This is a genomic window from Streptomyces sp. NPDC058000 (assembly GCF_042886435.1).
Taxonomy (GTDB): domain Bacteria; phylum Actinomycetota; class Actinomycetes; order Streptomycetales; family Streptomycetaceae; genus Streptomyces.
The window spans coordinates 30,330-45,174 of record NZ_JBHVQS010000001.1; the positions used below are offsets into that span (position 1 = coordinate 30,330).

Here is a 14,845-nt window from a genome sequence, read left to right on the forward strand (position 1 = left end):
GTCCCGACCCACGTACATGTCATGGCGCAAGCCCGAAGCGTCGGAGTGCGTACAGAAAAGTACGGCGCCCGGCAAGGAGAGCCACACGTACGCGCCCGTCTCACTCGGCGAGATCAAGGAACTCGCCGGCGTCGGACGCCCCACGGTCAGCAACTGGCGTCGCCGCCACTCCCGGGCGGTCCTGGGCGACTCCGGTGAGTCTCGTCATCCGTTCCCCGACCCGATCCCGGGCGCAGGTAGTGAGAGCAAGCCCCTCTTCGACGCGTCCGAGATCGCCGACTGGCTCGACCTGCGGCCTCTTCCCGACGCTGAGCCAGACGACGACGGCAGACTGCCCACGTACGGCGATCGTTTCAGAAGGGCACTACGCCTTCGTGGTCTGGTCGCGCTCAAGCACAGCCTTGGTTCCGCGGCGACACTCATTTCCCAGGCACTCGCCGTGATCGCCATGTCCGCTGAGGGCAAGGACTGGATTCCCGAATACCTGCCCGAGGGACTGCTCGACGATCACCAGGCCGCGGGGCCGGATGTCGTGCGCGCTGCGCTTGAGCTCATGGACGAGATCGGCGCGCCGGGCTGGGCCGCGGACGCGCTGCTCGGCCTGGATGATGAGGGGCTGGAGATCGCTAAGCGACTCGAATCCGACCTCGTCATGGATGTCACGCCTCGGGGGATCGTGGAGCTGGTTGCCGCACTGATCGGTCCCAACGAAGGCGGGCCCGGACAGCGTTCGACCATCAGCCTGTGTGCAGGACTCGGCGAGCTGCTGCTTGGCATGGGAGGCGGACCGTACGAAGGTCTCCGGGGCCACGGCGAGTTGGTGGCCGTCGAACCCGATCCGAGCCTCCGCAAGCTGCTCCACTATCGACTCCTGAGCTATGAGGCGGGTTCCATCGACGTGTGCGCGTCTCCGGCCGACCTCGACACCCTGGATACCTGGGATCAGCTGCCAGACGAGGGACCGCATGGCTTCTCGGACGCCGACATCGTGCTGGCCGATCCGCCCTACGTACCCGGCGAGCGGGAGCGCGACGTGGCTGGTCCGCTGTGGTGGGCCGAAGAGGCCGTCCGGCGGCTTAAGCCCAGTGGCCGCGCGTTCGTCGTCGTACCTGCATGGACGCTGTCGCGTACGCGCGGCACCGGTCCGACGTCTGTAGCGACACCGACGATCAGCGCACGGGACGCGCTACTGGAGCGCGGCTGCGTGGAGGCGATCATCCAACTCCCCCGTCGTATCCATCCGTTCCGCACCGGGGCCGAGTACGTCCTGCTTGTGCTGCGTCCGCCATCCGATCCCCGTCCGGTGCTCCTTGTCGACGCCGACCGGATCGCCCAGCGGACCGGCGGCAAGGGCAGGAAGGAGTGGATCGACCAGGTCGTCCGGCTGGCTCGTGCCGTTCTCGATGCGGATACGGGCACCGAACTGTCGCCCGAAGCCGTTTCCGACCCCCAGGATGCGCGCCACATTCCGGTACGGGCGGACGGCGCGGGCGAGGAACAGTTGCTGGACGCCCGCTCGATCCTTCCCGCCCACCGGCTGGCAGCTCCCGAGGTGCACGTCGACCATTTCGACGAGACGCTCACCGCGCGCCGAGCCGTGGCCGCAGCCATGCCCCAGCTCCGGGACTGGATCGGCACCATGGGCATCGTCAAGCGGCGTACGCCGGTACGGCACCGGAAACTCGACGAGCACCTCAGAGCGGGGCAGCTGAGACTGCTCAACGGGCACCGCATCAAGGAAACCGACATCACAAACACGGGCTTGCCGGTCATCGGCCGCGAGGAGATGCTCGGCACACTGCCGGTCGGCGCACGACGCATCGCCCTGGAAGATCTTTCGGCGTACCCTTCGGCGAAGATCACCGAGCAGGGCGACATCCTTCTGCTCGCCGAGCACGGAGTGCGTTGCCACGTGGACGCGACTGGCGGCTGCGTGCTCCTTTCCCCCGTCCAGGGCCTGCGCATCGCGGCCTATCGCAGCCACCTGCGGGACGTCGCCGAAGGTGAGCAGGTCCGACCGGACACCCTTTGGATGCGTCCCCACTCCCTTGCCCGTCTCCTCCAGGCGCCACGTAACCAGCATCGCACCAGTGGGTCGCTGGTGCGGCGGGTGAGTGTGCGCGACATGGACCTGCCCCAACTGCCGCCCGACGAGGTCGCCGAGTTGGAGGAGATCCTGGCCGAGACGGAACGGCTGCGGGCTGATGCGCGCAGGCAGCTGGAAGCCCTGGACTCCCTCGCCGAGCGGGTCTCCGCGGGAGTCGCCGACGGTGACCTGGCGTTGCGGCGGCGATGAATGGCGACGCCTGTAGAACAGTTCAACACCCGGTACAAGTTCACGCCCGTAGTACGTCGAAAGAAGTGAGAACCCCCGTGCCGCCACGGAAGAAGAAAGAAGCCAAGCCGGAGGACATGAAGGCGATCCTCTGGAAGTCCGCGGACAAACTGCGCGGGACGCTGGACGCCGCCGAGTACAAGCACTTCGTCCTCGGCCTCGTCTTCCTCAAGTACGTCTCCGTGGCCATGGCCGAGAAACGGGCACAGCTGGAGGCGGAGCTGAGGGACGGCAGCATGCTCGCCGAACTCGGCCTCGAAGGCCGAGCGTCGGAGGAACTCATCCTCAAGACCGTCGAGGACCGCCGGCAGTACACGGGCGCCGGACTCTTCTACGTACCCCCAACCGCCCGCTGGGAAGTGGTGATGGAACGGGCCAAGGGCACCCTGGACGGCCCTTCCCTCGGTGAGGTCATCAACTCCGCGATGGACACCGTCGAGAAGGCCAACCCCACCCTCAAGGACACCCTGCCCGACAACTACAACAGCCAGCGCGTCAACGAGACCACACTCGCCGGCCTGGTGCAGCTCCTCGACCGGCTGGAGTTCCAGTCCCAGGTCGGCGAGGACGGCAGGCGCACCGGGGCCAGGGACCTGATGGGCGAGGTGTACGAGTACTTCCTCGCGCAGTTCGCGATCGCTGAGGGGCGAAAGGGCGGGGAGTTCTTCACCCCGGAGTCCATCGTACGGCTGCTCGTCGAGATGCTGGAGCCGCAGGAAGGGGAACGAGTCCTCGACCCGGCGTGCGGCTCGGGCGGCATGTTCGTACAGACCGAGAAGTTCATCGACACCCACGGCGGCGACCGCTTCAACGTCTCCGTCTACGGGCAGGAACGCAACCTCACGACCTGGCGCCTGGCGAAGATGAACCTCGCCATCCACGGCATCGAGGCGAACCTCGGGGAGGAGCCCGCCGACTCCTTCCATGAGGATCAGCACCCTGAGCTGAAGGCGGATGTGGTGCTCGCCAATCCCCCGTTCAACATCTCCGACTGGGGCGGTGAACTGCTCGGCATCGACAACCGCTGGGCCTACGGCGTCCCACCGGTCGGCAACGCCAACTTCGCGTGGATCCAGCTCATGGTCAGCAAGCTGCGCCCCGGCGGCCGGGCCGGCATTGTCCTGGCCAACGGCTCGATGAGCGGCAAGTCCGGTGGCGAGGGCGGCATCCGGCGCCGGATGGTCGAGGACGACCTGGTGGCCTGCATGGTGGCGTTGCCGGGCCAGCTATTCCGGTCCACGCAGATCCCGGCGTGCCTGTGGTTCCTCGCGGAGGGCAAGGGGCAACGGCATGCGGAGTGGGTGCGGGGGCGGAAGGGCGAGGTGCTCTTCATCGATGCGAGCGGGCTCGGCGAAATGGTCGGGCGCACGCTGCGGGAGCTCTCGGTGGCGGACATCGAGCGGGTTGCTGCGACGTTCCGGGCCTGGCGGGGGGTTGAGGAGGCGGGGACGTACGAGGACGTGCCGGGGTTCTGCCGGAGCGCCTCGCTGGAGGAGGTCCGGGAGAACGACTTCATGCTGACGCCAGCACGGTATGTGGGGGTCGCGAAGGCGGCGGAGGAGTCGGACGGGGAGTCGGTAGAGGCGAAGGTAGAGCGGCTGACGAAGAAGTTGTTCGGCCTGTTTGAGGAAGCTGGGCGGCTGGAAGCTATGGTGCGGGAACAGGTGGGAAGGCTATGACGTCGAGAGCTACCTGGCATGTGCTTCCCCTGGGCTCCATCGTGGAGCTCCAACGAGGTTTTGACCTACCTACTGGTAAGCGGTCCCATGGATCAGTACCCGTCGTGGGCGCTTCGGGGGTTATCGGTCGACACAGCGAAGCCGCCATCAAGGGCCCCGGAGTCACGTTGGGTCGCGCAGGAGCCATGGGGGTTGCCACATATGTGGCTAATGACTTCTGGCCTCTGAACACAACCCTCTTCGTCACCGACTTTCGGGGAAACGATAGGAAGTTCATCTACTACTTGCTCCACCACATGGACTTCTCCGGGTACAACTCGGGGGGCGTCCAACCCATGTTGAACCGGAACTACATCCGTGAAATTCCCGTTCCTATTCCGGTGCGATCCGAACAACAAGCCATCGCCGAAGTCCTGGGCGCACTCGACGACAAGATCGCCGTCAACGAGCGCATCGCCGAGACGTCCTTGGCGCTTGCCAAGGCGCGCGCTGAAGCAGTGCCCCCCGCAGAGTCCGTGCGTCTCGGCGACATCGCCGAGGTCTTCGACGGGCCGCATGCCACACCCCGGAAGACCCGCGAAGGACCGTGGTTCCTCAGCATCAGCAGCCTCAAGGGGGGGGCCTTCGACCTGGCCGAGTCGGCGCACCTCGCAGAGGAGGACTTCCCTCGCTGGACTCGGCGTGTCCAACCGAGCGAAGGTGACGTCCTGTTCTCGTATGAGACCCGGCTGGGAGAAGCCGCGCTCATGCCCCCCGGTGTGCGGGCAAGCCTGGGCCGCCGGATGGGTCTCCTACGGCCCAAGCCCGGGACCGTAGGCCGCGCGCTGTTGCTTCACGCCTACCTCAGTCCGTCCTTCCAGGCCGAAATCCGGCGGCGCACCGTACACGGTGCAACCGTCGACCGGATCCCACTCAAGGAAATGCCAGCCTGGCCTATCACGCTTCCCTCCGACGATATTCGCCCCCAACTATCAACCGCTCTTGAAGCACTGCATACATCCATTAACCAGGTAGCCGTCGAGAACCGCACCCTAGCCGCCCTCAGAGACACCCTGCTCCCCCAACTAGTCACCGGAAAGATCCGCATCAAGGACGCCGAACGCGTCGTGGAGGATGCCACCTCATGACCACCGAAAGTGCTGCCACTTCCCCTGAGCTCGAGAGCCGTCCTTCCAGCGGCCCCTCCGAGCGAGACTGGGAGCTGCTTGCCCTCGATCACCTCGCCGAGTTCGGCTGGCAGCACTTTCCCGGCAAGGACCTCAACCCGAACAGCGGCCACCGCAACGACTGGGGTGACCTGGTCCTCTACCCCCGCCTGCGTACCGCCATCGCCACCCGACACCCCCAGCTGCCCGCTCACGCCGTGGAGGAGGCGATCGAGGAACTGCTGCGGCAGGCACCCGGCAGCGACGTGCGCAAGAACTGGCAGTTCTACAAGAAGCTCACCGGTGACCTGAAGGTTGAGTACAAGGACCCGCTCACCGACAAGGCGCACAGCGTCACCGTCCGCCCGATTGACTTCGCCGACCCGCACGGCAACGACCTCGTCGCCGCCTCGCAAGTCCGGATATGCGCAGCCAGCGAGCGGACGTTCATCTTCGACATCGTGCTGTACGTCAACGGAATCCCGCTCGGCGTCATCGAGTTGAAGAAGGCGAGCGGGCGTGACGACTCCCGCGCGGCCTACGCCCAGATCCAGAACTACCGGCGCGAGCTCAAGAACGACGGCACCTTCCGCACCCTGTGCGTGGCCGTCGCCACCGACGGGGTGACCGCCCGTCTCGGCACGCCCTTCACGCCCTGGGAACACATGGCGCCCTGGCACGCCGAGGACGGTGAGCTGCTGAAGCGGGAGGAAGAGCGGGAGGACGGCCGCGCGCTGGAGCGGTTGATCGCCGGGGCGCTGGAGCCCGATCACTTCCTGGACCTGGTCGGAAACTTCCTCTCCTACTCCGCCGAGGGCACCGGCGGCAACGTGGACACGGTGAAGCTCGCCAAGGCCCACCAGTACATCGCTGTGAACACGGCACTCGCGGCTACCGAGTCCGCCGTCGCCACGGACGGCAGGGCGGGCGTCGTCTGGCACACACAGGGCGCGGGCAAGAGCGAGGAGATGCTCTTCTACACCGGCAAGGTGACCCGCATCCCCGAGCTGTCCAATCCGACGGTCGTCCTCATCACCGACCGCATCGACCTCGACGATCAGCTCTTCAACACTTTCGCCACCAGCCACAGCCTGCACCGAGCGATCGGCGGGAAGCCCGACCAGGCGAGCACCAGCACCAAGTTGAAGGAGCTGCTCACCCGACGCGAGGGTGGCGGGGGCGTCATCTTCACCACGCTGCAGAAGTTCCGCATCAGCAAGGCCGAGAAGGAGGCCGGTGCCAGGCATCCACTGCTCTCGGACCGCCGGGACGTCATCGTGGTCGTCGACGAGGCCCACCGCAGCCACTACGACTTTGAGGACGGCTTCGCCCGCCACCTGCGCGACGCCCTGCCCAACGCCACCTTCCTCGCCTTCACCGGCACCCCGATCGACAACCGAACCGGCAACACCCTCGCCGTCTTCGGGCCGACGATCCACTCGTACGACCACACCCTGGCCGTCAAGGACGGCGCCACCGTCCGTGTCTTCTACGAACCGATCCTCCACGAGGTCACGCTTCCCAAGGACGCCGACCTGGACGAGATGGACGCCCAGGCCGAGGGGCTCGTCGAGGGCCTGAGCGAGGCCGAACAGGCCCGTGCTCGCGCCCAGTTCGCCACCTTCGAGAGCGTGATCGGCGCGTCGGAGCGGATAGGGAAACTCGCCGACACCGTTCTGTCCCACTGGGACAGCCGCAGCCGGGAGATGACCAAGCTGACCGGCAAACCCGGCAAGGGAATGATCGTCTGCTCCTCGCGGCGCATCGCCGCCCGCCTGTTCAACGCGCTCGCCGTTCGACGGCCGGAGTGGGCGGGGGAGCCCGACAAGAAGACCGGACTGCTGCCCGACGACTCCGGCCGTATCCGCGTGGTCTTTACCGGAAACCCCGGCAAAGACCACGCCGAGGTCGCGCCATACGTCCGTACTCCGGAGAAGATCAAGGCCCTCCAGGCGCGCATCACGGACCCCGACGACGAGCTCGAACTCGTCATCGTCCAATCGCTGTGGCTGACCGGCTTCGACGCGCCGCCGCTGCACACCCTCTACCTCGACCGCCGGATGCGCGGGGCCGCCCTGATGCAGGCCATCGCCCGGGTCAACCGCACCTGGGGCGAGAAGCCGTCCGGCTTGGTCGTGGACTTCCTGGGGGTGACCCAGCACCTCACTGACGCCCTCGCCGAGTACACCTCCGACGACGACCAGGACGAGGGGACCATCGGTGCGGACATCTCGGAAGCAGTCAAAATGGTCCGTGAGATGCGCGAGCGAATCCTCAAGGTGCTGGACAACTGCCCGTGGCGCGAAACGCTCGACTCGGACGGCTACCAGGAGGCTCTGTATACCGTCCTGGAGTTCCTGAAGGAGGGCGAGCCTGATCTCCAGCCTGGCAAACCCACCCGCCGGCAGCTCTTCATGCACTTCGGCAAACTGCTGTCCCAGGCGTTCTCGCTCTGCCCGACCCACCCAGGCGTCCAGGATCTCCTCCCGGACATCCAGTTCTTCGCCACCGTGCGCACTTCGCGCGAGAAGCTCGACGTTGACGGTCTCAAGGACCAGGGCTTGGCCACCGCCGCCGATCAGCGCCGCCTCATCGAGCAACTCAACGCCAAGGCCGTCGTCGCGGACGGCGTCGTCAACATCTACGACGCCGCCGGCCTGACCAAGCCCGATCTGTCCCACCTGGACGAGGAGTTCGTGGCCTCGCTCAAGGCGAGCCGCCACCCCAACCTCGCCCTCGAAGCCCTGCGCCGCTCGCTGACGAAGGAGATCCGCGACGCCCACCCCGGCAACATCACGCGGCAGCGCGCCTTCACAAAGCGGATGCAGGAGACGATGAACCGGTACCACAACGGGCTGATCAGTGCGGCCGAGACGATGGACATCCTCGTCGAGTTCGCCCGCGAGGTCTCCGCCGACCGGGCCCGAGCAACGGAACTCGGCCTGAGCGAGGATGAGTTGGCCTTCTACGATGCCGTCGCCGCCAACCCCTCCGCGCTGGAGATGGGGCAGGGCGTCCTCAGCCATATCGCACGCAAACTGTGCGAGCTCGTCCGCAAGGACGTCACCGTCGACTGGCGGGTCAAGAGTCAGGCTCGCGACCGTATCCGAGCCAGGGTCCAGTTCCTGCTGGACTACTTCGGCTACCCGCCGGACAAGGCACCAGACGCGATCAACCGCGTGCTCAAGCAGACCGAGGTCATGGCGGAGGAGTGGGCCTGAGACAGCTGGCCGTCAGGAAAGGAAAGCGACCTTCCTGACCGCCGTGACGAACGACGGCCACGCGGGCGTCGGGAAGATCGTCGCGAAGCCGTGCGGGTTCCTGGAGTCGCGGACGGGGCCAATGACGGCCTGGGCGACGCCCACCTCAGCCCCTGAAACCCACTCCTCCCGCATGTCAGTGCCCCATGAGAGGCTGGCCGCGCTCGGCGAATGCGGACGAGGCAGATGAGGGGGAGGGGAGGACAGGTGTACGTAACCGCAATCGGCTTTGAGAACGTCAGAGGCTTTACCGGCGAGCGCGCCGTGAACCACCTCCCGCTGCCCGCGCTGCCGGACGGCGGGAGCTGGACCGTGATCGCCGGACGCAACGGCTCCGGCAAGTCCACGTTCCTGCGCGCTCTGGCCCTGTGCCTCGGCGGGCCTCACGTGGCACGCAACCTCGTGCAGGACTTCAGTGGCTGGATCACGAGCGGCGAACGGTCCGCGTGGGCGCTGGCGTACATCCGGCCCGCCCCCTCCGTCGACCGGCTCACCGGGCGCGGCGAGGCACCGAACGGTCCGGTCGCCCTGGGGCTGGGCTGGACGGATCCCGAAGAGCCTGAGGACGGGCCGCGGCACTACGGAATTCCGGCACAACCGCAGCTGAAGTCGTACGGCATCGAGGAAGTCACATCTCGAATCGCCGCACGCGGCCCTTGGGCGTCCGGCACGCCTCAGGGCTGGTTCTGCGCCGCCTACGGCCCGTTCCGGCGCCTGACGGGCGGCATCGACGAGGCACGTCGGCTGATGCTCGCGTCGGGGCCCACTGGCCGCATGGCCTCCCTCTTCCACGAGGACGCCTCGCTGTCCGAAGGAGTCGCCTGGCTCAAGGAACTGCGGCATCGCAGTCTGGAAGAGCAGCGGGACGCGGGCGAACTGCTGGAGACCGTCCTGGATCTACTCTCGGACGGACTCCTGCCGGACGGCTACCGCGCCCTGCGCGTGAACGCCGACGGCCTGTGGGTGGCTCCCGGCGGAGACACCGAACGCGCTTATCCGCTCCGGGAGATGAGCGACGGGTTCCGCACCATCACCTCCCTTGTCCTCGACATCGTCCGGCAGGTGCAGAGCGCGTACGGGACGCTGGACGCAGGCCGGGACGACGAGGGGCACCCTGTGGTCCGTATGCCGGGGGTCGTGATCGTCGACGAGATCGACGCCCACCTTCACGTGACCTGGCAGCGGCGGATCGGCGACTGGCTGCGTACGCACTTCCCCCGGATCCAGTTCATCGTCACCAGCCACAGCCCCTACATCTGCCAGGCCGCGGACCCCGGCGGTCTGATCCGGCTACCGGGCCCCGAGGAGCGATGCGCGCCCGAGGTCGTGGACGATGCGCTGTATCAGCGCATCGCGTACGGCAGTGGCGAGGACGCGGCACTCTCCGAACTTTTCGGTCTGGAGTCCCCGTATTCCTATCGTGCGGAGGACGAGCGGCGAAGGCTCGTCCCTCTGGAGCGGAAGGTCTTCGCCGGCCTGGCCACCGAGGCCGAGGCCCGCGAGTACCGTGAGCGGGCCGAGCGGCTGAGCAGTTCACGGGCGGCGCGTGTGGACGAGGTGGCCGCCCGACTGGGGGACGGTCGGTGATCCCACTTGAACGCCCGCTCGCCACCGAGCGGCTGCGGAAGTTATGTGACTTCCGGACAGAGAAGATCCGTGCGGGCGGAGCGACCGGTGAGATGGCCGCCGCGGAATGGCAGCGCGCCGCAACGGCGAAGAAGGTGATCCGCGAGCTGCTGGAAGAGATGGCTCCCGGTGTGCTGCGCTGCATGTACTGCCTGGACAGCATGGGCACGGATATTGATCATTTCGCACCCAAGTCTCGTGTCCCCCTACGCACGTTCTGCTGGCACAACCACCTCCTGGCCTGCTCGCGCTGCAACAGCAACCTCAAGCGCGATGCCTATCCGTGCGACGACTTCGGCCAGTGCCTGCTCATCGACCCCAGCATCGACGACCCCGCCGACCATCTGCAGCTGGACCCGATCACCGGCAAGTACCGCGCGTGCACACCCAGCGGAGAGCCCTCAGCCAAGGGAGAGGTGTCCATCCGGGTGTTCGGCCTCAACCGGTACGAGCTCAGGCAGGGCCGGCGGAGCGCTTACATCAAGTGCCGGGAGTTGCTCGTCTCCTGGCACCGGGAGTTCCTCAACGGCGACCACTACCGCGCGGAGGAGATCGCTCTCGCCCTCTGCCACGAACCCTTCGCCGATGTGTTGCGGTTCCTGGAACGGGCTGGTTTGCTCCCCTACGCGGCGGCGGCACTCGGCGATGAGCTGGCCACTGCTCTGGCGGAATGGCTGGCCTCTGTCGGCCCGGTCTTCCCGAACCCCGCAGCACCCCGCTTGTAGTCGCTCAGGGAAGGGGCCATCGTTCGAATCCCCCATCCGTAGGTTGCTCCTGAACGTCGCCATCAATCAGGTCGCCCAGCCTGACTCACCCAGACCTGCAGCTCTTCTGGGGGATCACGGGATCCGGAGCGAACGCACGATCGGACACCTCGGGCCGAGCCCGGACTTACGGACGACGCGCTCACGCGATCTTGGCATTGACGTGGCGCCGCCGGCGCTCAGAGCGCGTCTCTGGGCTTCCTTGCCCACCCGGCACGACGTACGTGCGGTCGCTCCAACACGACTGCACAGTGGCCACGGCTCGCTCGGTCCCCCCAAGTGAACCTTCCCAAAAGGGCAGACACGGAAGAATTGCCCGAATTCGCCGTTCCCAGGGCGTTCCCATCTGGACAGAGAAAAGGCCCTCCGCGATCTTCGCAGAGGGCCTTCATGGCCCTGACCTGGGCCTTTATGGAGCCGCCTTCGGGATTCGAACCCGAGACCTACGCATTACGAGTGCGTTGCTCTGGCCAACTGAGCTAAGGCGGCGTGGTGCGCGGCCCAGTCTACACAGGAGCGGGGGGTGCTCTGTACTCGGTTCAGGGGCTGGTCAGGGGGAGTGGGCCGGGTCACGTGCAGCGCTTGTTCTTGGCGGGTGGGGTGCCTTCGAGGAGGTAGGTGTTGATGGCGGTGTCGATGCAGTCGCTGCCGCGGCCGTAGGCCGTGTGACCGTCGCCGACGTAGGTCAGGAGGGTGGCGCTGGAGAGCTGGGCGGCCAGGCCCTTGGCCCAGATGTACGGGGTGGCCGGGTCGCGGGTGGTGCCGACGACGACGATCGGGGCGGCGCCCTTGGCCTCGATGCGGTGGACCGTGCCGGAGGGCTTGACCGGCCAGTACGCGCAGTTCAGGGCGGACCAGGCGAAGTTCTCGCCGAAGACCGGGGACGCCTTGCGGAAGGCGGGCAGGGCGGCGCGGACCTGGTCGGGGCCGGTGAAGGCGCCGGGGAGGTCGAGGCAGTTGACGGCCGGGTTGGCGTACATCTGGTTGGCGTAGTGGCCCGAGGCGTCACGCTCGTAGTAGCTGTCGGACAGGGCGAGCAGCTCGTGGCCGTTGCCGGCCTCGGCCTGGGTGATGGCCCCGCGCAGCAGCGGCCAGGCCCCCTGGTCGTACATCGCTGCGATCACGCCCGTGGTGGCGAGGGACTCGGTGAGCTTGCGGTCCTGGCCGGTGTCCGCCGGGTGGGCGTCCAGCTTCTTGAAGAGCGCGGAGAGCCGCCGGCCGGCGTCCTGGGCGTTCTTGGTGCCGAGCGGGCAGTCCTTCTTCTTCACGCAGTCCTCGGCGAACGCCGTGAAGGCGGTGTTGAAGCCGGCGGTCTGGTCGATGTTGGTGGCGCGGGAGTCCAGCGACGGGTTCATCGCGCCGTCGAGGACCAGGCGCCCGGAGCGGGTCGGGAAGAGACCGGCGTAGGTCGCGCCGAGGAAGGTGCCGTAGGAGGCGCCCACGTACGTCAGCTTCTTGTCGCCCAGGACGGCGCGCAGGATGTCCATGTCGCGGGCCGACTCGATGGTGGAGACGTGCGGCAGCAGCTTGCCGGAGTGGGCCTCGCAGCCCTTGGCGAAGTCGCGGTAGGCGGTGACGAGTTGATTGACCTCGGCGGGGGTGTCGGGGGTGGTGTCGGTCTGGGTGAAGCGGTCCATCTGGCGGTCGGTGAGGCATTCGACCGGTTCGCTGCGGGCCACGCCGCGCGGGTCCATGGCGACCATGTCGTACCGCGCCCGGACCGCGGCCGGCTGCGGCGCGTACTGCTGGAGGTAGTCGATCGCCGAACCACCGGGGCCGCCCGGATTGACCAGGAGGGAACCGAGCCGCTGACCGGGGCCGGTGGCCGTCCTGCGGGCCACCGCGAGCTTCAGGTCGGTGGCCGGGCTGGGCTTGGCGTAGTCCAGGGGTGCCTTCATCGTCGCGCACTGGAAGCCCGCCACGCCGCAGTCGTGCCAACTCAGCTTCTGGTCGTAGTACGGACGGAGGTTGGCCGGGATCGCCGTCGGGAGCGGGGCGAGCGGGGTGGCGGCGGACGCCGGACGGTCCGCGCCGGACTCCGTCGAATGGCCCGGGGACCCGGCGCCACCGGGGGACGACGACGGCCCTGACGAGCAGCCGGAGATCAGCAGGGCGAGGGCCGCGGCGACAGCGGCCCCGGCGGTGGTGGTGGAGCGGAACAGGCGGCTGGGCGGCATGACGGTCCCTTGGTGTCGTTCCCGGTGGTGGCCTGCGTGGCGTTCCTGGCGGCGGTGGCTCCTCGGCGTTGCGGTGGGTTCCTCGGCGGCGGTGCGGCTCCTGGTTTCCCGATTCCAGGCCACCTACGGAGCGTATCCATAGATGAACGATGTGTGCGTGATGATCGAGCGGCCGGTGGCGGGCGGTGCGGCGGTCAGCCCGCCCGGAGCGCGACCGTCATGGCCTCGACGGCGAGCAGGGGGGCGACGTTGCGCTCCAGGGCCTCCCGGCAGGCGATCACGGCCTCTATGCGGCGCAGGGTGCGCTCGGGGGTGGAGGTGCCGGCGATGCGCCGGACGCTGTCGCCGACCTCGTCGTTGGCGAGGGGGACGGAGGCGCCCATCTGGACGGCGAGGACGTCGCGGTAGAAGCCGGTGAGGTCGACCAGGGCGAGGTCGAGGCTGTCGCGCTGGGTGCGGGTCGAGCGTCGCTTCTGCCTGTCCTGGAGTTCCTTCATGGCGCCGGCGGTGCCCCTGGGCATCCGCCCGCCGGTGCCGGCCGCGGCGCCGAGGGCGGTGCGCAGTTCCTCGGTCTCCTTGGCGTCGACCTCCTCGGCGACCTGCTTGGCGTCCTCCCCGGCGGCGTCGATCAGCTCCTGGGCGGCCTTGAGGCAGCCGCCGATGTCGTCGACGCGGAGGGGGAGCTTCAGCACAGCCGCCCGGCGGGCCCGGGCCCGCTCGTCGGTGGCGAGCCGGCGGGCCCGGTCGATGTGGCCCTGGGTGGCGCGGGCGGCGCGGTCGGCGGCCTCCGGGTCGATGCCGTCGCGCCGGACGAGGATCTCGGCGACGGCGCGGATCGGCGGCGTACGCAGCGAGAGGTGGCGGCAGCGCGAGCGGATCGTGGGGAGGACGTCCTCGATGGAGGGCGCGCACAGCAGCCAGACCGTACGGGGCGCGGGCTCCTCCACGGCCTTGAGGAGGACGTTGCCGGCGCCCTCGGTGAGGCGGTCGGCGTCCTCCAGGACGATCACCTGCCAGCGGCCGCCGGCCGGGGAGAGCGAGGCCCGGCGGACCAGCTCACGGGTCTCCTTGACGCCGATGGAGAGCAGGTCCGTGCGGACGATCTCGACGTCGGCGTGGGTACCGACCAGGGTGGTGTGGCAGCCGTCGCAGAACCCGCAGCCGGGCGCGCCGCCCGCGTGGGTGGGATGGGGGGAAGCCAGCGCAGCGCGGTCCGGGCTGACGCACTGGAGGGCGGCCGCGAACGCCCGGGCGGCGGTGGCCCGGCCGGCCCCGGGCGGGCCGGTGAACAGCCAGGCGTGCGTCATCTGGGAGGCGCCGCTCCGCTCCGGTGCGGCCTCGGCCGGCGCCCCCCGCGCGGCGCTCCCGGCGGTCACGATGGCGTCCGCGTCGCGTGCGGCCGCGGCGAGCTGCTCCGTCACCCGGTCCTGGCCGACCACGTCGTCCCATACCGCCATCGCTGCTGCCGTCCTGTCCGTTCCGCTTGTGGTGCGCGGAGGGCGCCCTGTGGCGCCCCTCGCGCGTGTGCTGCTCGTGTCGCCGCACCGCCGCACGGGCCGTGCCGCGGCGGGGCCGAGCGGGCACCGCCGCCGTAGGCCCGTCGCCGCGCCGTACGCCCGTGGACGCCCTTGGACGCCCGCCCTGGCGACCCGCGCGGTCCGACCGCCGTGCCCCACCCACCCGGACACGTCCGTCACGACCCGCGCCCTACCCATTGTGGTGCAACCCACTGACAACCCGCTGACAACCGGTTCCGCGCCCGAACACCTCCCGCGCCCGGAACGGGGAACGGCCGTGGGGGCCGCCATGGCCCGGCGGCCGCCGGCGGTGGGGGGGGGGGTGCCGGGCCCCGCCGCGGG

The 14,845-nt window shown here is 68.6% G+C and carries 9 protein-coding genes and 1 tRNA gene; 6 read left to right on the forward strand and 4 right to left on the reverse strand.

Annotation, left to right across the window (positions count from 1 at the left end; all coding sequences use genetic code 11):
* The first annotated feature begins 16 nt into the window (after positions 1-16).
* The 4 genes from ACFVT2_RS00190 to ACFVT2_RS00205 all read left to right on the forward strand — a co-directional run bounded on the left by ACFVT2_RS00190 (position 17) and on the right by ACFVT2_RS00205 (position 8,380).
* Positions 17-2,296 carry a hypothetical protein gene (locus ACFVT2_RS00190; protein WP_390010370.1) on the forward strand — a complete coding sequence of 760 codons (2,280 nt, stop codon included), beginning with the start codon at positions 17-19 and terminating at the stop codon, positions 2,294-2,296.
* A gap of 77 nt (positions 2,297-2,373) precedes the next feature.
* The gene (locus tag ACFVT2_RS00195) at positions 2,374-4,014 is read left to right on the forward strand and encodes a type I restriction-modification system subunit M (RefSeq protein ID WP_390010372.1); all 1,641 of its coding nucleotides are present in this window, start codon (positions 2,374-2,376) and stop codon (positions 4,012-4,014) included.
* A complete protein-coding gene (locus tag ACFVT2_RS00200; protein WP_390010374.1) occupies positions 4,011-5,141 on the forward strand; it encodes a restriction endonuclease subunit S in 1,131 nt (376 codons plus the stop codon). Before ACFVT2_RS00195 ends, ACFVT2_RS00200 begins: the two co-directional genes overlap by 4 nt.
* Complete coding sequence (locus tag ACFVT2_RS00205; RefSeq protein WP_390010376.1) at positions 5,138-8,380, forward strand: type I restriction endonuclease subunit R; 3,243 nt, start codon at positions 5,138-5,140, stop codon at positions 8,378-8,380. Before ACFVT2_RS00200 ends, ACFVT2_RS00205 begins: the two co-directional genes overlap by 4 nt.
* A 12-nt stretch (positions 8,381-8,392) precedes the next feature.
* Here ACFVT2_RS00205 and ACFVT2_RS00210 read toward each other — a convergent pair whose 3' ends face one another.
* Complete coding sequence (locus tag ACFVT2_RS00210; protein WP_390010378.1) at positions 8,393-8,554, reverse strand: DUF397 domain-containing protein; 162 nt, start codon at positions 8,552-8,554, stop codon at positions 8,393-8,395.
* Positions 8,555-8,626: 72 nt separating this feature from the next.
* Between ACFVT2_RS00210 and ACFVT2_RS00215 the strand changes: the two genes are divergently transcribed.
* Positions 8,627-10,006 (forward strand): AAA family ATPase, encoded by a 1,380-nt coding sequence (locus tag ACFVT2_RS00215; RefSeq protein ID WP_390010380.1) that lies wholly within the window; start codon positions 8,627-8,629, stop codon positions 10,004-10,006.
* Between the two features lie 92 nt (positions 10,007-10,098).
* A complete protein-coding gene (locus ACFVT2_RS00220) occupies positions 10,099-10,770 on the forward strand; it encodes a hypothetical protein (protein WP_390010382.1) in 672 nt (223 codons plus the stop codon).
* Positions 10,771-11,221: 451 nt separating this feature from the next.
* Here the strand turns inward: ACFVT2_RS00220 and ACFVT2_RS00225 are convergent.
* The 3 genes from ACFVT2_RS00225 to ACFVT2_RS00235 all read right to left on the reverse strand — a co-directional run bounded on the left by ACFVT2_RS00225 (position 11,222) and on the right by ACFVT2_RS00235 (position 14,443).
* Positions 11,222-11,298, reverse strand: a tRNA-Thr gene (locus ACFVT2_RS00225).
* Between the two features lie 80 nt (positions 11,299-11,378).
* On the reverse strand, positions 11,379-12,986 hold the full coding sequence (locus ACFVT2_RS00230) for an alpha/beta hydrolase (RefSeq protein ID WP_390010384.1): 1,608 nt from the start codon (positions 12,984-12,986) through the stop codon (positions 11,379-11,381).
* 194 nt (positions 12,987-13,180) lie between these two features.
* Positions 13,181-14,443 carry a DNA polymerase III subunit delta' gene (locus ACFVT2_RS00235; RefSeq protein WP_390010386.1) on the reverse strand — a complete coding sequence of 421 codons (1,263 nt, stop codon included), beginning with the start codon at positions 14,441-14,443 and terminating at the stop codon, positions 13,181-13,183.
* Positions 14,444-14,845 lie beyond the last annotated feature (402 nt).

Bases quoted from the DNA above. Each gene is read 5' to 3' on its own strand.
- ACFVT2_RS00190 (WP_390010370.1), top strand. From the start codon at position 17: ATGTCATGGCGCAAGCCCGAAGCGTCGGAGTGCGTACAGAAAAGTACG.
- ACFVT2_RS00200 (WP_390010374.1), top strand. From the start codon at position 4,011: ATGACGTCGAGAGCTACCTGGCATGTGCTTCCCCTGGGCTCCATCGTG.
- ACFVT2_RS00205 (WP_390010376.1), top strand. From the start codon at position 5,138: ATGACCACCGAAAGTGCTGCCACTTCCCCTGAGCTCGAGAGCCGTCCT.
- ACFVT2_RS00210 (WP_390010378.1), bottom strand. From the start codon at position 8,554: ATGCGGGAGGAGTGGGTTTCAGGGGCTGAGGTGGGCGTCGCCCAGGCC.
- ACFVT2_RS00220 (WP_390010382.1), top strand. From the start codon at position 10,099: ATGGCCGCCGCGGAATGGCAGCGCGCCGCAACGGCGAAGAAGGTGATC.
- ACFVT2_RS00230 (WP_390010384.1), bottom strand. From the start codon at position 12,986: ATGCCGCCCAGCCGCCTGTTCCGCTCCACCACCACCGCCGGGGCCGCT.
- ACFVT2_RS00235 (WP_390010386.1), bottom strand. From the start codon at position 14,443: ATGGCGGTATGGGACGACGTGGTCGGCCAGGACCGGGTGACGGAGCAG.